The following is an 18,786-nucleotide window of genomic DNA, read 5'->3' as shown; positions in this document are numbered from 1 at the left end:
GTGGCGGCGACCTGTCGACAGCGGCAGGCACGCCTCGCTCCCGCCGCCGCGGCTCAACCCGGCTAGGCCGCGCGTTCCGCCTCCACGATCGGCGGCAACCAGTCGGCTATGGCCTTGCCGATCGCATCCGGGTGGTCTTCCTGCAGATAATGGGCGCCCGGCCCCAGATCGACGAAATGGCAGTTCGCCAGCGTCGACGCGAATTCCTTCGCCTGCTGCGCTGAAATCAATGCGCCTGGATCGCCGGCAAAAAGCAGCTTTGGGTAGGTCGACAGCCTGAGCGCGCGATGGTCGTGCGCGCTGATCGTCGCGACATCCGCCGGCTGACCCTCGATCGGCAAGTCCCTGGGCAGGCGCAGCACCGGCTTGCGCGACAGCGAAGTCGGAAACGGCGACCGGTAAGCGTCCATCTCCTCGTCGCTCATCCTGCGCAGGACCGATGCAGGCAGGATTTTCTCAACGAAGACATTGTCCTCAAGCACCAGCTTTTCACCGACGCCCGGCGTGCGCAACGCCTTGAAAAGCTCGCGCGCCTGCGGACGCTGATGGAAATCCTCCCAGCGCTCGAAGGGCCGGATGAATTCCATGAAGGCAAGGCCGATAACACGCCGTGGCCGCCGCGCCGCGAAGTGAAAGGCCAGCGCCGTGCCCCAGTCCTGCGCCACGATCACCAGATCGTCTATGTCGAGCGCCTCGACGAAGGCATCCAGATAGCGGACCTGATCGAAGAAGCGATACCCGATGTCCGGCTTGCCCGACTGGCCATAGCCGATCAGGTCGGGCGCAATGCAGCGACCGAGCGGCGCGACATGTGGAATGATGTTGCGCCATATGTAGGAGGACGTGGGATTGCCGTGCAGGAACAGAACGGCAGGCCCATCCGATCCAGCCTCCAGATAGGACATCGTTGAATCAAGCACGGCAACCTCGCCCCGCCGCAGTTGCTGCCCATGGGTCGTCGTATTCATCGGACACACTCCCTTGCGAACACAGTGCTGAAGATGATTTTCTTGAACCGTTCGAGCGGTTCGGGGCTGCGCTCTACCTTCATGCGCAGCATCGCACCCTGCCAGGAGGACAGCATGAAATCCGCCAGGTCGTCCGCATCGAAGGCTTTCGTGATCTCGCCCGCCGCCTGCCCTTCTGCAATGCATGCCGCAAAGGGCTGGCGCCAGCGCTCGAAAATGTCGACCAGCCTGAGCCGGAGCGGCTCGCTATGGACGGCCGTTTCCAGGCTGAGATTGCCGATCATGCAGCCGCGCGCCCAGTCAGGGGCCTCGAGCTTCGAGGTGATGACATCGAGATAGCGGCGCAACCTTCCGATGGGCGGCGTGCCGTCGTGCGCCAGCGCGTTTTCAACCAGCCCACTGACGTAGTCGAAGTAGCGTTCCAACACCTCGCCGGCGAAGTCTTCCTTGGAAGCGAAATGGTTGGTGAACGACCCCGGCCGGGCGCCAGCCGCGGCAACGATGTCGCGCACCCCGGCCGCAGTGTAGCCGGAACTCCAGATCGTCTGGAAGCCGGCATCGAGGAGCCGTTCGCGGAGCGATTGTCTAGCCATGGCGGATGTAATACGTACGTACGTATTGATGTCAAGCGCTCAGGTTTATATTGGCAAAGACTCCTGCAAATGGCAGGTGAAGGTTCGTCGGGAAGAGGATGGAGAACAGTGTGACGAAACAAGTGGTCGTCATCGGCGCCGGCATCATCGGCGCCTCAATCGCCTGGCATCTGACGCGAGCCGGCGCGCGGGTGACTGTCGTTTCCGAAAGCGGCGCCGGCGGTGTCGCCACGCCCAATTCCTTTGCCTGGATCAATGCCAGTTGGGGCAATCCCGAGATCTATTTCCGGCTGCGCATGCGCGCCATGGCCGAATGGAAAAGGCTGGCCAATGACGTGCCCGGACTACCGCTGGCCTGGTGCGGCGGCCTGTGCTTCGACCTTCCTCCGGACAGGCTCGAAGCCTATGCCGCCCAGCACTCGTTCTGGGGCTACGGCATCGAGCGGGTCGACCGTCAGCAGGCCGCGCAGATCGAGCCCAACCTCGTCGATCCTCCCGGTTTCGCCGTCTACGTCGCCGACGAAGGCGTTGCCGAGCCGGTAGCAACCGCCAAGGCGCTGCTCACCCATGCTGAACAGGGCGGCGCGCGGGTGACGGTCGGCGCGGTGGAAAGGCTGGCGCTATCGAATGGCAAGGTGACCGGCGTGGTTGTTTCGGGCGAAACCATCGGCGCTGACGAGGTGGTCGTTGCGGCGGGCACCGGGGCCTCGGCGATCGCCGCGACGGCCGGCGTCAGGCTGCCGCTCGACACGCCGCCCGGCCTCATCGTGCACTCCAGGCCCTACAGGAAATTGCTCAACGGGCTGGTGCACGCGGAAAAACTGCACATGCGCCAGACAGCCGAGGGCCGCATCATCGCCGGATCGGATTTCGCCGGCGGTGACCCGGGCGGGAACCCGCAAGCCACCGCGCGGGAATTGTTCGCGGTCACCAAGGCGGCATTGCGTGGCGCCGACCGGCTGGAGCTCGATTTCCACACCGTCGGCTACCGCCCCACCCCCGCCGACGGTTTTCCGATCATCAGCCGCGCCGATGGCATCGGCGGCCTCTACATCGCTGTCATGCATTCAGGCATCACGCTGGCCCCGGCGGTGGGCCTGTTCGCCACCCGGGAGATCCTCGACGGCGAGCGCGATACGCTGCTGGCGCCATACGGACTGGAGCGCTTCGCGCGATAAGCGAACGGCTCGGTCCAGATCTGCTCAGCCGACCATTGCCAGCTGGACCGCGGCCGCGGGCGCGAACGGCCGGATGGCTGCGCCGTCCCTCGTCATGGTGACGAAGCTCGACGGCGGGATTGCCTGCCAGTCACCGCCCTCGCGATCAAAAGGCTCCGAAACGATGCAGCGACCGCCGCCCCTGGCGAAGGCGCCGGTATAGAGCGTCGGCGCATGGCTGTCGGTAGCGTAGCGCACGGCATATAGCACCTCGCCGTCTGAAAAGGCCGCCGTCAGTTTCAGGGACGGCTCCATGCCGGCGCGGCGAGAGGCCCCGATGACGCGGCCTGTCGCCCGCGAAAGCGCGCCCTGCGGATCGGCCGCCAGGCCCTCGTCGATCATCAGGAGGAAGAAAAGTTCGGAATCGGTCGTGCCCTCGCGCTGGTCGAAGACTTGGTCGGAAAGCGAGTTCTCCAGCGCGCGGCGGATCTTTTCGAAGCCGCCGATCTGGCCGTTATGCATGAACGACCAGCGGCCGGAAATGAAGGGATGGCAGTTCATGCGGCTGGTGGCGCCGCCGGTCGAAGCGCGCACATGGGCGAGGAACAGCCCCGACTTGATCTGCCGGCAGAGGCTTTTCAGGTTGGGGTCCGACCAGGCCGGCAGGATGTCACGATAAAGCCCGGGTTCGGGCCGGTCGCCATACCAGGCGAGGCCGAAGCCATCGCCATTTGTCGGCGACTTGGCTTCCTGGGCGCGGTGGCTCTGCGCGATCAGCGAATGGCAGGGCGCGGTGATGATGTCTTCGAGGAAGACCGCTTCACCAAGATAGGCCGCCCACCGGCACATCGCTTTCCACCATCCCTAGGCGCGATCCATCAGAGCCTGAGGCTGCTTGACCGCCTGCGAGCCTCGATTGTGCGTGCGCTCATAGAGCTCTCGAACGATTCGGCTCGCCGTAGTTTCGAACAGAAATGGCAAGAAAGCGTGAACGAGCGCGGCGCCCGCGGCCATGGACAGACGCGAGCAGAACCAGGCGGCAAAGGCCATATGGCCGAAATAGGTCTCGCCCACCTTGGCCGGATGAGCGGTGAAGAGCGCCGAAAACCGTGTCGTCATGGTGGTCCCTCCTGCAAATAAGCACCGATTGCTGGCATCGTGCCACACAACATCGGTTCATCGATCCCAAATCGTTCTTGCTTTTGCCTGTTTTGTGGGACATTCATCCCAATATGCCCCCAGAAATCGATGAGATTGATCGAAGATTGCTTGCCGAGTTGCAGCGCGACGGCACGCTCTCGGTCGACCAGTTGTCGGAGCGGGTGGCGCTGTCGCGCAACGCCTGCTGGCGCCGCGTCAAGCGCCTGGAAGAGGACGGTGTCATCACCGGCCGGGTGGCGCTGGTCGATGCAGAGAAACTTGGGCTCGGCCTTTCGGTGTTCATCCTGGTGCGCACGTCGAATCATGATCCGGACTGGCTGCAGAAATTCCGCACGGCGGTGACCGGCTTCGCCGAGATCACCGGTGTCTATCGGATGTCGGGCGATCTCGATTATGTGCTGAGAGCCCGTGTCGCCGACGTCAAGGCTTATGACCGCCTCTACCAGCGGCTGATCGCCAAGGTGCCGCTATCGGACGTGTCGGCCTCCTTCGTCATGGAGGAGATCAAGGAGACGACGGTGGTGCCGGTGGAACTGCGCTGAGCAAACCCCGCGGCCATAGCAATGCCCGAAAGAAAGCCGTTGATATGCCCCGATCCCGAGTTGACCGAATCGGAATTCGTGCCGATAGGAGTGGGCTCATGCGCACGGCTGTCCATCCTTCATCCGTTATCGGCCCCACCGTCGGTTTCGTCAGGCTTCCGCATGGCGAAGGCCTGCCCCTGCCGGCCTATGAGAGCGCTGGCGCGGCCGGCATGGATTTGCGCGCCGCGGTGCCGGAGGACCGGCCCTTGCTCATCTTGCCGGGAAAGCGGGCCCTGGTGCCGACCGGGCTCGTCCTGGAAATCCCGGAAGGCATGGAAGGCCAGGTTCGCCCCCGCTCGGGCCTTGCCTTCAAGCATGGCCTGACCGTCCTCAACTCACCCGGCACGGTCGATAGCGACTATCGCGGCGAGGTGAAGGTGCTGCTGGTCAATCTCGGCGATGAGGATTTCGCGGTGACGCGCGGCTTGCGCATCGCCCAGATCGTCTTTGCCGCCGCGACCCAGGTTTCGGTCGAGGAAAGAGCGCTGGCCGGCGGTACGGCGCGCGGGGGCGGCGGTTTCGGGTCGACCGGCACCGCTTGATGAAAGTCCCAAAGCTGGTCATTTTCGACTGCGACGGGGTCCTGGTCGATACCGAGAACCTCGCCAACCGGCGCCTCGCCGAGTGGCTGACAGCCGCCGGCTTTACAACCAGTTTCGAATATTGCCGCAGGCATTTTTCCGGCCGCAGTATGGTCTCGGTGCAGAAAGAGGTCGAAGAGGCGACTGCGGTCAGGCTTGGCGCCGATTTCGTCGAACGCTGGAATGCCGGTCTGCCGGATCTTTTCTCGAATGGTGTCGAGGCGATCCCGCATGTGCGGGAGTTCGTCGAGGCAGTCCGCGCCGCCGGCATCGCCTATTGCGTCGCCTCCTCGGCGCGCGTCTCAAAGATGCACATCACGCTCGGCCAAACCAGGCTTTTGCCTTTGTTCGAGCACGCGTTGTTCTCCTCGACCATGGTCGGACGCGGCAAGCCGTTCCCGGACCTCTTCCTGCATGCGGCGAAGACGATGGGATTTGCGTCAACAGACTGCGTCGTCATCGAGGACAGCGTAGCGGGGACCGAGGCAGGCATTGCGGCAGGCATGCGGGTGTTCTCCTACCACGCCGATCCATTCTCCGATCGCGAAGGCCTGGCGGCGGCCGGCGGCATCCTTTTTGACGACATGCGCGAACTTGCCAGCCTCGTGCCGATCCACTGATCCGGCTTTACGCTTCAGCACTCCATGCTAGCCTGGGCTTCCCGGGGGTGCTTTCGATGATTTCCATTTTGTCCCGTCTCACGCTTGCCTTTCTGCTGCTGCCTCTCATGTGGACGGCCGCGTCGGCCCAGGCCGTCAGTTTTCCGGAGCTGAACAATACCGTTCCAGGGCACCGGGACGTCACCTATTTCGATCTCGCGAGGATGGTCATCCCCGACCTGAAGGCAAGCGCCAACGGCCTCTATGAAGGCAGTGCGCCGATCGAGGTGCGCGATATCCTCGGTGGCGACAACGGCGGATCGCCGCCCGAAACGATCAACCTGTCAAGCGCCGCCGTGCTCGCCGTCAAGACAGGCGGCAAGGACCGGTTGGCGATGCTCTACGATCTCGGCCAGTCGCAGGATAGCGCCGAAGGGTTTGCCGTGCTGGCGCTCTACGACCTGACAGGCAAGCCGAGGCTGCTCGATGCCGTCAATGTCGCCGTCGACAGGATCACCTCCTTTCGCGAGCCCGGCAAGGTTTCGATCGCCGACGGCGAGGATGCGGTTGTCACCACGAGCACGCATTTCAATTCCAACCAGGGCTATGCCGGCACGGTGCTGATCATGATCCGCAAGGACCGGTTCCAACTGATCGATGCGATCTATACGTTCGATGAAAACTACTGCGCCTACCGGCGTACGCAAAACCTGGCTTTCCGGAGCCTTGGTGACCACAAGCCCTTTGCGTCCATCCGGGCCACCGTGATTGACGCGACGGTGCCGAGCAAACAAAGCTGCGGCGAGGCGCCGCCGAAGGCCTCCTCTCACGACATTTCCGTCACCTATCGTTGGGACAGGGCCAAGTCGCGCTATGTCAGGAATTCCGACGCCTTCGAGAAATTGTCAGCAGAGAACGAGAAACGCTTCTGAACGAAACGCATTCATTTGCCCGGCCACGGCCCGCGCGATAGATTCTAGCGCACAACCCCGATCCCGATTGAGGACCCGCCATGGACAAGGGCAAGATTTTTCGTGATCTGCACGCCTCGACCTTCGTCATGCCCAACCCCTGGGACATCGGCACGACCAAGCTCCTGGCTTCGTTCGGTTTCAAGGCGCTGGCCACGACCAGCGCCGGCTTCGCCTTCTCGCGCGGCCTGCCGGACGGCGCCGTGACTTTCGATGCCATGATCCATCATTGCCGCGAGGTGACCGCCGCGACCGACCTGCCGGTTTCAGCCGATCTCGAACGCGGCAAGGGGGACAGCCCCGAGCAGGCCGCCGAAACCATCTTCGCGGCGGAAGCCGCTGGCCTCGCCGGCTGCTCGATCGAGGACCACACGGGGGACCCCGCCAATCCGATCTACGATTTCTCACTGGCGACCGAACGCGTGGCGGCCGCCGTGGAGGCGGCCCGGGCGCTCAAGCACGATTTCGTCTTTACCGCGCGGGCCGAGAATTTCCTGTGGGGCAAGACCGACCTCGACGATACCATCAAGCGGCTGCAAGCCTTCGAGAAGGCCGGCGCCGACGTGCTTTACGCGCCGGGCATCGGCGACGTCGAAATGGTGCGCACGATCTGCTCGTCGGTGAGCCGGCCGGTCAACGTCATGGCCCGCCCCGGCTTCACCATCGCCGATCTTGCCCTGGCCGGCGTCAAGCGCATCTCACTCGGACCGTGGCTGGCCAACTTCGCCTACGGCATGCTGGAGACGGCGGCGCGCGAGATCCAGCAGGACGGCACTTTCGGCTTCACCCAGGCGGCGATGCCGTTCGGCAAGCTGCAGGCGTTGTTCGGCGGAGACGACGCCGACCAGGGCTAGACTGTTTTGACGAAATTCCGGACGAAAACCGCTCCACACTTTTCCTGGAGTTGCTCTAAGCCGCCTCCCCCGCCGAAACCGCCTTGTGCAGATGCACCATCATCGCGGCCGCGAAAAGCGGTGTCAGAAGATTGAGCAGCGGCACGGCGAGGAACAGGGCGATGACCAGTCCGGCCAGGAACACCGTGCCGGCATATTTGCGGCGCAGCGCCTTTGCCTCGGCTTCGGGGCGAAAACGCATGGCGGCGAATTCGAAGAATTCCCGGCCAAGCAGATAGCCGTTGACGATGAAGAAGGCGGCAATGTTGATGCCCGGCACCAGAAGCAAGAGCAGCGCGACGATGTTGCCGAGGACGACCACGCCGAAGAATCTGATGGCCAGCACAAGCGAATGCAACGCCGGCACGGCGCGGCCGGGCGGATCGTTGGCATAGTCGGTACGCTCGACCACTTCGGCGACATCGTCGAGGAAGAGACCGGCGACGATCGCTGTCACCGGCGCGATGAGCAAGGCCATTCCTATCGCCAGAATGATGCCGGCGATGATGCCGCCCAGCCATCCGGCCCATGACGGCAGGCCCGGCAGCAGGGTCTGCAGCCATGGCCAGGCCAACCATTCCAGAAGGGTCTCCAGGCCGAGCCAGAGCGCGACCAGGGCGAGCAGCGTCAACCCCAGCGTTTTCAGGAAGACGGAGCGGAATTCAGGCGAAAACAGCCGGCTGGCGGCAGCACGGGCGGCGTCTAGGATCACGGCAGGTCCGGGCCTCTCGAGAAACGTCGCTTCGCAGATAGGCCGGCTCGACCCCTGGCGCAACCAAAGCACGTCGCGTCGACGCGCTTTGGGTTCTGTCTCGACGCGTATCGTCTATCTCAAGACCGCGTCACACTTTTGGGCGACATGCGTTTTTCATGGTGCATGTCGTTGGTCCCAAAACCGCGTCACGCTTTTGGGCGACATGCACTATTGCGCAAGCCTTGTCCGCCGGGCGGGAATGGTCATGGCCGCGACGCCGGCGACGACGAACCCCATGCCGGCCCAAGCCGCCGGCCCCAGGCTCTCGCCGAGGAAGACGGCGCCGATGCCGACGCCGATCGGTACGCGCAGATAAGCCTGGGAGGTGGTGCCGACCGAGCCCAGCGTGTGGATCAGGCGGAAATAGATGACGAAGGCCAGCGCCGTCGAAAAGATCGACAGCCCGAGCAGGGCCAGGACCGATGCGCCTGACGGCGCAAGCGTCCATGGCCGGTCGGCGACCAAGCTGAGCGGCACGAGCATCACCGCGCCGCAAAGCATCGAACCCGCGGCGGGGATCATCGGATCGAGGCCCTTGAAGCCGCGGCCGAAGATCGCCGCACCGGCATAGGAGACCGTCGCAATGACGATCGCAAGCTGCGCCCACAGCTGATGGCCGAGTCCGCCAAGCGCCTGCGTGCCGATGATCAGGCAGATGCCGACGATGCCGGCGCCGACGCCGACGAGCTTGCGCGCGGTGACGGGCTCATGGCGTGTGACCAAGGCGGTCAGCAGGAAGGTGAAGATCGGCGACGTCGAGTTGAGGATGGTGGCAAGCCCGGCATCGACCGAGCGCTCGGCGGCGGCGATCAGCGTGAACGGCACGACGCTGTTGAGGCAGGCCTGGAAGGCGAAGCGGCGCCATGTCGCCGTGTCGGCAGGCATGGCGAGGCCGCGCCAGCGGATGATGGCGAGGAGAATGGCCCCGGCGATCAAGGTGCGGGCGGCGATGAAGGTCACGGGCGGGATCGTTTCGACGCCGATCTTGATGAAGGTGTAGGAGGCGCCCCACAGCAAGGCCAGCACGCCAAGCAGCGCGAGGTCGGTGGACATTTCGGTCTTTTCGGACATTCGTGGTTCGCGCCCTTCAGCCCGTTGCCGGATCGATCTGCTTCTAGCCGCGATGCCGGGGAAATGTTTCGACCAGGATCAAACCTTAGCGGTCAGGGTCGCGACTGTTGTGGGCCAGTTCGACGCGAACGCTGCCGCAGCCGGCGGACAAACTGAGCGGAGGTCGTCGCCGCAGAAGACTATGACGATTTTCGGGGTAGGCAAAACAGTGCCGAGTCGCTAGACCCGCGCGCGGCCGGCATGCCAGATAGCCGGGCGGGTTCTTGGCGGAGATATTGATGCCGGAATATGACGTGCTTTGCATCGGCAATGCCATTGTCGACATTATCGCGCAATGCGACGAGGCGTTTCTCGAGACCAACGGCATCATCAAGGGCGCGATGAATCTCATCGACGCCAGGCGCGCCGAGTTACTCTACAGCCGCATGGGACCCGCCATCGAGGCCTCGGGCGGCAGCGCCGGCAACACGGCGGCGGGTGTCGCCAGCCTTGGCGGACGCGCCGCCTTCTTCGGCAAGGTGTCGAACGACGCGCTGGGCGCAATCTACACGCACGACATCCAGGCCCAGGGCGTGGCTTTCGACACCGGCCCCTTGGAAGGCGAGCCGCCGACGGCGCGCTCGATGATCTTCGTCACGCCGGATGGCGAGCGTTCGATGAACACCTATCTCGGCGCCTGCGTCGAACTCGGCCCCGAGGACGTCGAGGCCGACAAGGCCACCGGCGCCAAGGTAACCTATTTCGAGGGTTATCTGTGGGATCCGCCTCGCGCCAAGGAGGCGATCCGCCAGACCGCGAAGCTGGCGCATGCGGCGGGCCGCGAAGTGTCGATGACGCTTTCGGATTCCTTTTGCGTCGACCGCTACCGCGACGAGTTCCTCGAGCTGATGCGTTCGGGCACCGTCGACATCGTCTTTGCCAACAGCCACGAGATCAAATCGCTGTACCAGACCTCTTCCTTCGAGGAGGCGCTGGCCGCGATCCGCAAGGATTGCAAGATCGCCGCCGTCACCCGCTCTGAAAAAGGCTCGGTCATCGTACGCGGCGACGAAACCGTCTCCATACAGGCGACGAGGATCAAGGAACTGGTCGACACGACCGGCGCCGGCGATCTCTATGCCGCCGGTTTCCTTTACGGCTACACGACCGGACGCAGCCTCAAGGACTGCGGCGACCTCGGCTCGCTGGCGGCCGGGCTGGTGATCCAGCAGATCGGTCCGCGCCCGCGCCAGAATCTGCGCCGCGAAGCGGAGCAGGCCGGGCTTCTCTAAACCATCCAGCCAGGCAAATTGCATAAGGGCGCCGTACCGCTGCGTCATCGCGGCCAGGCTCGAAAACCGGCCTCCTTGTCGTGTCCCTGTCACAGAGCGATTCTACACGCAAAATAGGGCGTTCCGCGACTGAGATTTCGGCACGCCAAACTAGGGGCGTGAAGATGCAAGTCAGCAACCTGCCGAGCCGCGGCGTCCTTTGCCGCCACAATTTGTGCTTTCCGCGATAGAATTTCAGCAACCGCCGGCGCTTGGGGAGGAGCCCTGGCCACAAGACGAACGCATGACCAGTCTTCAGACCCCGCTCGAGGGGATTTCGCAAGAGACCCTGGCAGGTCTCGTGACCGCAGCCGTGCAGCAGACATTGATGCAGCAAGGTGTCCTGCTGGACCCTCAAGCCCTGGTCTCAGCCAGTGAGCTCGCCGGCAGCGTGGCAGCCGCCCTGACCTTTCTGCCGTCGGCGCAGCGCCATGCAATCGATGCCTTCAAGAGCGATTGGGCAGCTCTAGTCTCCGAATTCTTCCGCAAGTTGCCGGACAGATTCGCAAGCGGAGGTCCGGCGGTGTCCGATCAGGCTCCCGCGCGCATGCCGCCAGCGGGCAGGCTTCAAAATATCGCGGATCGCGCGGCCGATCTTCAGTCTATGCTGATCGAGGATTGGGCAGGGGAGGTCGCCGGTTCGACCTATCTGGAGGAGAGGCTGCGCATCCCGCGCTCCACGCTGCATCGCTGGCAAAGGCGTGGCGAGGTGGTCGCGCTGCGCAAGGGCGGCCGCAAGCACGTGTTTCCATTGGCCCAATTCGTCGACGGCAGGCCGGTTCCGGGAATCAGCGATGTGCTGTCGGCGATCACCAGTCCGAGGCTCGCCTGGTTCTGGCTGAGCAGACCTTCGCCCGAACTGAACGGCCGCATCCCCATCGAGATGCTGAGGGAAGACATGGTCGATGACGTGGTAGAGGCTGCCCGCAACTTGCCCTGAGCCAGCCAGCGGCCCCCTCGGCGAAAATAATTAGCCGGACAACGATCTGTCGCAAATCTGTAATAATCGGCACAATTGGCACATTCTTCAAACTCCTTGCCGTTTCAGTTGTATTGATTGTGCAATATGTGCCAATATTACAAATATATGACGTGATATTTGGGCAACAAGGACTTCATAAGATTCAAAAGTCAGCTTTTACGGCGCAATCTCTGTTGTGCGTTACCATCGATTAGGTCATCTCCAAGGTGAAGAAGCGGCGCCGGTGCGCGCGCTTTTTCGACGATGGGGACGGGGGTGGCAGAAGCCGAACGGCGTGTCAGGCCTGTCTTGAACCTTTGACTGGAGATTCAAGAAAATGAACATCAAGAGCCTTCTTCTCGGCTCCGCCGCGGCCCTGATCGCGGTTTCGGGCGCCCGCGCCGCCGACGCGGTGACCGTCGCCGAGCCGGAACCGGCCGAATACGTCAAGATCTGCGACGTGTACGGCGCGGGTTACTTTTACATTCCCGGCACCGAGACCTGCCTGCGCATCGGCGGCTATATCCGCTATGACGCCGGCTTCGGCGATATCGGCACGTTCGATGGCGCAAAGACCCTGGACGTCCGGGACGGCGATGTCCAGCACACGTGGATGAAGAACACCCGCTTTACGCTGAAGACCTGGACTGGCCAGGAAACCGAACTCGGCACGTTGAAGACCTACACCGAAATGCGCATGAATTTCGGTGACAAGAACCTCGTGACCTCGGACGGTGCCGTCACGTACAATCCCGCTGCCAACAAGGCATTTGACCTGCATTTTGCCTGGATCCAGCTCGGCGGACTGCGTATCGGTAAGGATGAGACGCCCTACGACCAGTTCATCGGTTATGCCGGCAATGTCGTGCAGGACACCCTGATTCCCTACGGCATCAAGGACACGAACGTCATCAGCTACTATTTCGACGCCGGCAGCGGTTTCTCGGGCGTGGTTTCGCTCGAAGAAGGTTCAGGCTCGACCGGCACGATCGACAGCTATGTTCCCCATGTCGTCGGCGGTTTGAAATACAAGCAGGACTGGGGCGCTATCACCGGCGTCGTTGCCTATGACAGCAACTACGAGGAAGTGGCCGGGAAGGTTCGCCTTGACGTCAACGTGACCAAGGAACTGTCGCTGTTCGGCATGTTCGGGTATGGCACCGACAAGAACCTGCTGGACGACGCGGGTAACACGATCGATGCTCATGGCCGCGGCTTCTACAAGCCGTGGGGTGGCCATTGGGCATTCTGGGCCGGTGGCACCTACAAGTTCACCGACAAGGCCTCTTTCAACCTTCAGGTTTCAGGCGACCAGGACAAAAACTACGCGCTGGCGGCCAACGTCGCCTACAACATCGTTCCCGGGTTCACGATCACGCCCGAAGTGGACTATTATCATTTCGGTCATTTCAACGACGGCACTCCGTTCGGCAACTTCACCAAGGCCGACAAGAAAGACAGTTGGGGTGGCATCGTCCGCTTCCAGCGCAACTTCTGATCGAGCCCTACCAATCAGAGAGAAGGCCCGCGGCATCGCCGCGGGCCTTCTACATTTGGCTTAGCCAATCATGCGGTCGCGCGATTAGCGCCTCAGTTCCCCGCGCTATAGGCCGCGATGGCCGCCATGTTGACGATGTCGGAATCCTTTGCGTTGAGCGAGACGATCTGGACCGGCTTGTTGAGGCCCACCAGCAGCGGGCCGATGACGGTCGAGCCGCCGAGTTCCTGCAGCATCTTGGTCGAGATCGAGGCCGAGTGGAAAGCGGGCATGACCAGCACATTGGCCGGGCCGGTCAGCCGGATGAACGGATACTGCGCCATGGCACGCGGGTTCAGCGCCACGTCGGCCGCCATCTCGCCGTCATACTCGAAATCGACGCGGCGCTTGTCGAGGATGCGCACCGCTTCCTGCACACGCTCGGAACGTTCGCCCTGCGGATGGCCGAAGGTGGAATAGGCCAGCATCGCGATTCTCGGCTCATAACCCATGCGGCGGGCAAAGCCGGCCGCTTCCTCGGCGATGTCGGCGATCTGTTCGGCGTTCGGCATGTCGTGCACGGCGGTGTCGGCGACCAGCACGGTGCGGCCGCGCGCGAGCACTATCGACACGCCGATGACGCGGTGGCCGGGCTTGGCGTCGATAATGCGGCGCACGTCGTCGAGCGCGGTGGAATAGTTGCGGGTGACGCCGGTGACGATGCCGTCGGCGTCGCCCAGCGCCACCATGCAGGCGGCGAAATGGTTGCGGTCGTTGTTGATCAGGCGCTGGCAGTCGCGGAACAGAAAGCCTTTCCGCTGCATGCGCTCATAGAGATAGTCTGTATAGATGCCGTTTCGGCGAGAAAGCCTGGCATTGATGATTTCGAGGCCCGGCTTGTTCAAGTCGATGCCGGCGTTGCGGGCATTGTCCTTTATGACATCGTCGCGCCCGAGGAGGATTGCCGTGCCGAGCTTCTGGTTCACATAGGAGACGGCCGCGCGCATCACCTGTTCTTCCTCGCCCTCGGCGAAGACGATGCGCTTGGGCTGGCGGCGCACGCGATCATAGATGCGCTGCAGGGTGGAGGCGATCGGATCGCGGCGGGCGGAAAGTTCCTGCGCGTATCGGTCTAGATCGAGGATCGGCTTGCGGGCGACGCCCGACTCCATCGCGGCTTTCGCCACCGCCAGCGGAATCGCCGAGATCAGGCGCGGATCGAACGGCACCGGGATGATGTAGTTGGGGCCGAATTTCGGCCGGTTGCCCTGATAGGCGGCGGCGACGTCGTCCGGCACGTCCTGGCGCGCCAGCTCGGCCAAAGCGCGGGCGGCGGCGATCTTCATCTGGTCGTTGATGGTGGTGGCGCGCACATCCAGAGCGCCACGGAAGATGTAGGGGAAGCCCAGCACATTGTTGACCTGGTTGGGGTAGTCCGAACGGCCGGTGGCCATGATGGCGTCGGTACGGATCTCGGCGACTTCCTCGGGCGTGATTTCCGGATCTGGATTGGCCATCGCGAAGATGATCGGGTTCTTCGCCATCGACTGCACCATGGCGGTGGTGAGCGCCCCCTTGGCGGACAGGCCGAGGAAGACGTCGGCGCCGTCCAGCGCGTCGGCGAGGCTGCGCGCCTCGGTCTTGACCGCGTGCGCCGATTTCCACTGGTTCATGCCTTCGGTGCGGCCCTGGAAGACGACGCCCTTGGTGTCGCACAGGGTGATGTTTTCCGGCGCAAAGCCCATCGCCTTCATAAGTTCGATGCAGGCGATGCCGGCCGCGCCCGCGCCATTGCAGACCATCTTCGTGGTCTTCATGTCGCGGCCGGTGATTTCCAGGGCATTGATCAGGCCGGCGGCCGAGATGATGGCGGTGCCGTGCTGGTCGTCATGGAAGACCGGAATGTCCATCAGCTCGCGCAGCCGCTGCTCGATGATGAAGCACTCCGGCGCCTTGATGTCCTCGAGATTGATGCCGCCGAAGGAAGGGCCGAGGAAGCGCACGCAATTGATGAACTCGTCGGCATCCTCGGTATCGACTTCAAGGTCGATCGAATCGACATCGGCGAAACGCTTGAACAGCACCGCCTTGCCTTCCATCACCGGCTTGGAGGCCAGGGCGCCTAGATTGCCGAGGCCGAGGATTGCGGTGCCGTTTGAGATGACGGCAACCATGTTGCCGCGCGTCGTATAGTCGAAGGCGCGGCTCGGATCCTCGGCGATGGCGCGCACCGGAACGGCGACGCCAGGCGAATAGGCGAGACTCAGGTCGCGTTGCGTCGCCATCGGCTTGGTGGCTACGATCTCCAGCTTCCCGGGCCGTCCCATGGCGTGGAATTCCAACGCCTCCTCGGGACTGACGGAGGGGCCGCTGCTTTCTGTTTTCCTGGCCATGATGCTTTTGATTTCCTCGCCTTGGCGCGCCCTTGAGGCGGGCGCGTGTTTTTTTGCGTCTTCGGATTAAGGCTACACGGCAGCGCTGTAAACGGCCAAGCGGTCAGGCGCGGTCCGGGTTCGCTGACGAGCGCGGCAATTTCCCGCACGGTGGCCCAGCGCACAAGCCCTCCGGGCCGCAGAACGGCCATTTCTCCAGCAGGGGAGCGCTGCTGCCCTTGCGGCGCAGAAGCCCCGACAGGAAAGACATGAGTTCCAGTCGCTTGCGAGCCGAAACCCTGAGCTTGTTCGCGGTTCGGTGGGCGCGCCGCGTCGCCAGCAGCCAGAGGCGCTCGGCGGTCGAGCCGGCCGGGCCGACCATGTCGTCGAAAGTCTCCTGCCTGTCCTGATCCACCAAAGTCCTCGCCCACTTTCCCCTCGGGGGCCATAGAGCGCCGGGCCGTCCCGGCGGACCGGCGCCAGTCTTCCCCTGCTTTTCGCACCCCCGGCATTAAACCGGGCTGCCACATCTGCTAGCGTTCGGGCATGAACATGCATATGCCGACAGATACCGACGCCCAGGAGACGACGACGCCTGCGCCCGCCACGGGCGGAGTAACGCCGATGATGGAGCAATTCATCGAGATCAAGGCGGCGAATCCGGATTCGCTCTTGTTCTACCGCATGGGCGATTTCTACGAGCTGTTCTTTGACGACGCGGAGAAGGCAAGCCAGGCGCTGGGCATCGTTCTGACCAAGCGGGGCAAGCATCAGGGGCATGACATACCGATGTGCGGCGTGCCGGTGCATGCGGCGGACGACTATCTGCAGAAGCTGATCGCACAGGGCTTTCGCGTTGCCGTCTGCGAACAGATCGAGGACCCGGCCGAAGCCAAGAAACGCGGCTCCAAATCGGTGGTGCGGCGAGACGTGGTGCGGCTGGTAACGCCGGGCACCATCACCGAGGACAAGCTGCTCGCGCCCTCGGAATCGAGTTTCCTCATGGCGCTCGGCCGCGTGAAAGGCGGCGCGGCCAGCCAGGCCGGCTATGCCCTGGCCTGGATCGACATCTCGACCGGGGCGTTCCGCGTCGCCGAGACGAGCGCCGAGCGGCTGCTAGCCGACATCTTCCGCGTCGACCCGCGGGAGCTGATCGTCGCGGAGCCGGTGTTCCACGATCCGGAACTCAGGCCAGTGTTCGACGTGCTGGGCCGGGTCGCCAACCCGCAGCCGCCTTCGCTGTTCGATTCGGCTTCGGCCACAAGCCGTATCGCGCGCTTCTTCGATGTCGCGACGCCGGACAGTTTCGGCACGTTCTCGCGTGCCGAGCTGTCGGCGATCTCCGGCGCCATCGCTTACGTCGAAAAGACGCAAAAGGCCGAGCGGCCGCCGCTGTCGCGGCCCGAGCGCGAGGAACAAGGCTCGACGCTGTTCATCGATCCGGCGACGCGCGCCAATCTGGAACTGCTGCGCACGCTGTCCGGCAGCCGCGACGGCTCGCTGTTCAAGGCGATCGACCGCACCGTGACGGGAGGCGGCGCGCGATTGCTGGCCGATCGGCTGATGGCGCCGCTGACCGACCCGGCGGCAATCGCGGCACGATTGGATTCGGTCTCCTTCTTCCGCTCCGAAACGCGACTTTGCCAAGGCCTACGGACGAGCCTGAAAGGCGTCGCCGACATGCCGAGGGCGCTTTCCAGGCTGGCGCTCAACCGTGGCGGGCCGCGTGATCTCGGCGCTCTGCGTGCCGGCTTCGAGGCGGCCGGCGCGATCGCCGAGCTGTTCGCGGCGGCCGCCCTCCCCGCCGAACTCACCGCGGCGCTTGCCGCGATCAAGGCCCTGCCCGAGGCGCTTGCCCGCCATCTCAGCGACGCGCTCGACGACGAGTTGCCGCTGATCAAGCGCGACGGCGGCTTCGTGCGCGCCGGCTATCACGCCGAGCTCGACGAGATGCGGGCGCTGCGCGACGAATCCCGGAAAGTGATCGCCGGGCTGGAGCGCTCGCTGATCGAGGAGACTGGCATCCGCTCGCTGAAGATCCGGCACAACAATGTGCTCGGCTATTACATCGAGGTGACCGCCAACCACCACTCGATCATGACCGGCAGCGACGCCGCCAAGGCGCGCTTCATCCATCGCCAGACCATGGCCAACGCCATGCGCTTCACCACGACCGAACTGGCCGAGCTGGAATCGAAGATCGCCAACGCCGCCGACAAGGCGCTCGGCATCGAGCTCGCCGCTTTCGACCGGTTGACGGCGGAAGTGGTGGGCGAGGCCGAACGGATCCGCGCCGGCGCCGACGCGCTTTCGGTTCTGGATGTTTCATCGGCGCTGGCATTGCTTTCCGAAAGCGAAGCCTGGTGCCGGCCGCTGGTGGATTCCAGCCTCGCCTTCGACATCGCCGGCGGGCGCCACCCGGTCGTCGAACAGGCGCTCAGACGGTCCGGCGATGGCCCGTTCGTCGCCAATGATTGCGACCTGTCACCCGAAGGCGGCGCCAAGACTGGCGCGATCTGGCTGCTCACCGGCCCCAACATGGGCGGCAAATCGACTTTCCTCAGGCAAAACGCCCTGATCGCCATTCTCGCCCAGATCGGCTCCTTCGTGCCGGCGCAAAGCGCTCATATCGGCGTCGTCGACCGCCTGTTCTCGCGCGTCGGCGCCTCGGACGACCTCGCCCGCGGCCGCTCGACCTTCATGGTCGAGATGGTCGAGACCGCGGCCATCCTCAACCAGGCGGGCGAGCGGGCGCTTGTCATCCTCGACGAAATCGGCCGTGGCACCGCGACCTTCGACGGACTCTCGATCGCCTGGGCGGCGGTGGAGTATCTGCACGAGAAGAACCGCTGCCGGGCAATCTTCGCCACGCATTTCCACGAGATGACGGCTCTGGCGGGGAAATTGCCTCGGCTTCACAACGTCACCATGCGGGTCAAGGAATGGGAAGGCGATGTCGTCTTCCTGCACGAGGTCGGCAAGGGCGCTGCCGACCGCTCCTACGGCGTGCAGGTGGCCAGGCTCGCCGGCCTGCCCGAAGCCGTCGTCGCCCGCGCCAAGGAGGTGCTGCATCAGCTGGAAGAAGGCGAGGTTTCGGGCAAGACCAACCGGCTGGTCGACGATTTGCCCCTGTTTTCAGTGGCGATGAAGCGCGAAGCGCCGAAGCCCGCCAACAGCGATGCGCTGGGCGAGGCGCTTGGCACCATCAATCCCGACGAGATGACGCCGCGCGAGGCGCTGGAGGCGCTCTACCGGTTGAAGGGGCTGGCGACAAAGCAATAGCGGCCATTTGGCCGTTGACTCACTGTACCAATCGGTACAATGTCGCTTATCG

At 63.8% G+C, this 18,786-nt stretch carries 18 protein-coding genes; 10 read left to right on the top strand and 8 right to left on the bottom strand.

Going from position 1 to position 18,786, the window contains the following annotated elements; translation table 11 throughout:
• Positions 1–62: 62 nt before the first annotated feature.
• Positions 63–968 carry a haloalkane dehalogenase gene (locus ACR64R_RS25370; protein WP_487358980.1) on the bottom strand — a complete coding sequence of 302 codons (906 nt, stop codon included), beginning with the start codon at positions 966–968 and terminating at the stop codon, positions 63–65.
• Positions 965–1,561: a TetR/AcrR family transcriptional regulator gene (locus tag ACR64R_RS25365; RefSeq protein ID WP_487358979.1), complete on the bottom strand. Its 597-nt coding sequence runs from the start codon at positions 1,559–1,561 to the stop codon at positions 965–967. Before ACR64R_RS25365 ends, ACR64R_RS25370 begins: the two co-directional genes overlap by 4 nt.
• Before the next feature lie 98 nt (positions 1,562–1,659).
• Here ACR64R_RS25365 and ACR64R_RS25360 point away from each other — a divergent pair, with 98 nt between their 5' ends.
• The gene (locus ACR64R_RS25360) at positions 1,660–2,739 is read left to right on the top strand and encodes an NAD(P)/FAD-dependent oxidoreductase (protein ID WP_487358978.1); all 1,080 of its coding nucleotides are present in this window, start codon (positions 1,660–1,662) and stop codon (positions 2,737–2,739) included.
• 24 nt (positions 2,740–2,763) lie between these two features.
• On the opposite strand, the gene ACR64R_RS25355 is transcribed toward ACR64R_RS25360, so the two are convergent.
• On the bottom strand, positions 2,764–3,567 hold the full coding sequence (locus ACR64R_RS25355) for a class II glutamine amidotransferase (protein WP_487358977.1): 804 nt from the start codon (positions 3,565–3,567) through the stop codon (positions 2,764–2,766).
• 15 nt (positions 3,568–3,582) lie between these two features.
• Entirely contained in the window at positions 3,583–3,837 is a 255-nt protein-coding gene (locus ACR64R_RS25350) for a DUF6356 family protein (protein ID WP_487358976.1), read from the bottom strand.
• A gap of 113 nt (positions 3,838–3,950) precedes the next feature.
• Here ACR64R_RS25350 and ACR64R_RS25345 point away from each other — a divergent pair, with 113 nt between their 5' ends.
• The 5 genes from ACR64R_RS25345 (at position 3,951) to ACR64R_RS25325 (ending at position 7,468) form a co-directional block, all read left to right on the top strand.
• Complete coding sequence (locus ACR64R_RS25345; protein WP_487358975.1) at positions 3,951–4,421, top strand: Lrp/AsnC family transcriptional regulator; 471 nt, start codon at positions 3,951–3,953, stop codon at positions 4,419–4,421.
• A gap of 98 nt (positions 4,422–4,519) precedes the next feature.
• A complete protein-coding gene (gene dut, locus ACR64R_RS25340; RefSeq protein ID WP_487358974.1) occupies positions 4,520–5,005 on the top strand; it encodes a dUTP diphosphatase in 486 nt (161 codons plus the stop codon).
• The gene (locus ACR64R_RS25335; RefSeq protein WP_487358973.1) at positions 5,005–5,664 is read left to right on the top strand and encodes an HAD family hydrolase; all 660 of its coding nucleotides are present in this window, start codon (positions 5,005–5,007) and stop codon (positions 5,662–5,664) included. The genes dut and ACR64R_RS25335 overlap by 1 nt, the downstream gene beginning before the upstream one ends.
• Positions 5,665–5,720: 56 nt before the next feature.
• Positions 5,721–6,575, top strand: coding sequence for a hypothetical protein (locus tag ACR64R_RS25330; protein WP_487358972.1), 855 nt, complete (start codon positions 5,721–5,723; stop codon positions 6,573–6,575).
• A gap of 80 nt (positions 6,576–6,655) precedes the next feature.
• Entirely contained in the window at positions 6,656–7,468 is an 813-nt protein-coding gene (locus tag ACR64R_RS25325) for an isocitrate lyase/PEP mutase family protein (RefSeq protein WP_487358971.1), read from the top strand.
• Positions 7,469–7,523: 55 nt separating this feature from the next.
• On the opposite strand, the gene ACR64R_RS25320 is transcribed toward ACR64R_RS25325, so the two are convergent.
• Both ACR64R_RS25320 and ACR64R_RS25315 read right to left on the bottom strand, forming a co-directional pair.
• On the bottom strand, positions 7,524–8,219 hold the full coding sequence (locus ACR64R_RS25320; protein ID WP_487358970.1) for a sulfate transporter family protein: 696 nt from the start codon (positions 8,217–8,219) through the stop codon (positions 7,524–7,526).
• A gap of 210 nt (positions 8,220–8,429) precedes the next feature.
• Entirely contained in the window at positions 8,430–9,332 is a 903-nt protein-coding gene (locus tag ACR64R_RS25315; protein WP_487358969.1) for a DMT family transporter, read from the bottom strand.
• A gap of 278 nt (positions 9,333–9,610) precedes the next feature.
• On the opposite strand from ACR64R_RS25315, the gene ACR64R_RS25310 reads away from it, so the two are divergent.
• From ACR64R_RS25310 to ACR64R_RS25300, 3 genes are all read left to right on the top strand, one after another.
• Complete coding sequence (locus ACR64R_RS25310; protein ID WP_487358968.1) at positions 9,611–10,603, top strand: adenosine kinase; 993 nt, start codon at positions 9,611–9,613, stop codon at positions 10,601–10,603.
• A gap of 199 nt (positions 10,604–10,802) precedes the next feature.
• Positions 10,803–11,582 (top strand): antitoxin Xre/MbcA/ParS-like domain-containing protein, encoded by a 780-nt coding sequence (locus ACR64R_RS25305; RefSeq protein ID WP_487358967.1) that lies wholly within the window; start codon positions 10,803–10,805, stop codon positions 11,580–11,582.
• 358 nt (positions 11,583–11,940) lie between these two features.
• On the top strand, positions 11,941–13,101 hold the full coding sequence (locus ACR64R_RS25300) for a porin (RefSeq protein WP_487358966.1): 1,161 nt from the start codon (positions 11,941–11,943) through the stop codon (positions 13,099–13,101).
• Positions 13,102–13,193: 92 nt separating this feature from the next.
• Here the strand turns inward: ACR64R_RS25300 and ACR64R_RS25295 are convergent, their stop codons facing one another.
• Together ACR64R_RS25295 and ACR64R_RS25290 are read right to left on the bottom strand one after the other, a co-directional pair.
• On the bottom strand, positions 13,194–15,473 hold the full coding sequence (locus ACR64R_RS25295) for an NADP-dependent malic enzyme (RefSeq protein ID WP_487358965.1): 2,280 nt from the start codon (positions 15,471–15,473) through the stop codon (positions 13,194–13,196).
• A 103-nt stretch (positions 15,474–15,576) separates the two neighbouring features.
• Complete coding sequence (locus tag ACR64R_RS25290; RefSeq protein ID WP_487358964.1) at positions 15,577–15,867, bottom strand: hypothetical protein; 291 nt, start codon at positions 15,865–15,867, stop codon at positions 15,577–15,579.
• A gap of 143 nt (positions 15,868–16,010) precedes the next feature.
• Between ACR64R_RS25290 and mutS the strand changes: the two genes are divergently transcribed.
• A complete protein-coding gene (gene mutS / locus ACR64R_RS25285) occupies positions 16,011–18,734 on the top strand; it encodes a DNA mismatch repair protein MutS (RefSeq protein ID WP_487362547.1) in 2,724 nt (907 codons plus the stop codon).
• Positions 18,735–18,786 lie beyond the last annotated feature (52 nt).

The organism is Mesorhizobium sp. MC2-1-1 (assembly GCF_057597255.1).
This window is presented reverse-complemented; position numbering and strand designations above follow the sequence as displayed.

Coding starts and splice junctions, on each gene's coding strand:
- ACR64R_RS25370 (WP_487358980.1), bottom strand. CDS start 968: ATGAATACGACGACCCATGGGCAGCAACTGCGGCGGGGCGAGGTTGCC.
- ACR64R_RS25365 (WP_487358979.1), bottom strand. CDS start 1,561: ATGGCTAGACAATCGCTCCGCGAACGGCTCCTCGATGCCGGCTTCCAG.
- ACR64R_RS25360 (WP_487358978.1), top strand. CDS start 1,660: ATGGAGAACAGTGTGACGAAACAAGTGGTCGTCATCGGCGCCGGCATC.
- ACR64R_RS25355 (WP_487358977.1), bottom strand. CDS start 3,567: ATGTGCCGGTGGGCGGCCTATCTTGGTGAAGCGGTCTTCCTCGAAGAC.
- ACR64R_RS25350 (WP_487358976.1), bottom strand. CDS start 3,837: ATGACGACACGGTTTTCGGCGCTCTTCACCGCTCATCCGGCCAAGGTG.
- ACR64R_RS25345 (WP_487358975.1), top strand. CDS start 3,951: ATGCCCCCAGAAATCGATGAGATTGATCGAAGATTGCTTGCCGAGTTG.
- dut (WP_487358974.1), top strand. CDS start 4,520: ATGCGCACGGCTGTCCATCCTTCATCCGTTATCGGCCCCACCGTCGGT.
- ACR64R_RS25335 (WP_487358973.1), top strand. CDS start 5,005: ATGAAAGTCCCAAAGCTGGTCATTTTCGACTGCGACGGGGTCCTGGTC.
- ACR64R_RS25330 (WP_487358972.1), top strand. CDS start 5,721: ATGATTTCCATTTTGTCCCGTCTCACGCTTGCCTTTCTGCTGCTGCCT.
- ACR64R_RS25325 (WP_487358971.1), top strand. CDS start 6,656: ATGGACAAGGGCAAGATTTTTCGTGATCTGCACGCCTCGACCTTCGTC.
- ACR64R_RS25315 (WP_487358969.1), bottom strand. CDS start 9,332: ATGTCCGAAAAGACCGAAATGTCCACCGACCTCGCGCTGCTTGGCGTG.
- ACR64R_RS25310 (WP_487358968.1), top strand. CDS start 9,611: ATGCCGGAATATGACGTGCTTTGCATCGGCAATGCCATTGTCGACATT.
- ACR64R_RS25300 (WP_487358966.1), top strand. CDS start 11,941: ATGAACATCAAGAGCCTTCTTCTCGGCTCCGCCGCGGCCCTGATCGCG.
- ACR64R_RS25295 (WP_487358965.1), bottom strand. CDS start 15,473: ATGGCCAGGAAAACAGAAAGCAGCGGCCCCTCCGTCAGTCCCGAGGAG.
- mutS (WP_487362547.1), top strand. CDS start 16,011: ATGCCGACAGATACCGACGCCCAGGAGACGACGACGCCTGCGCCCGCC.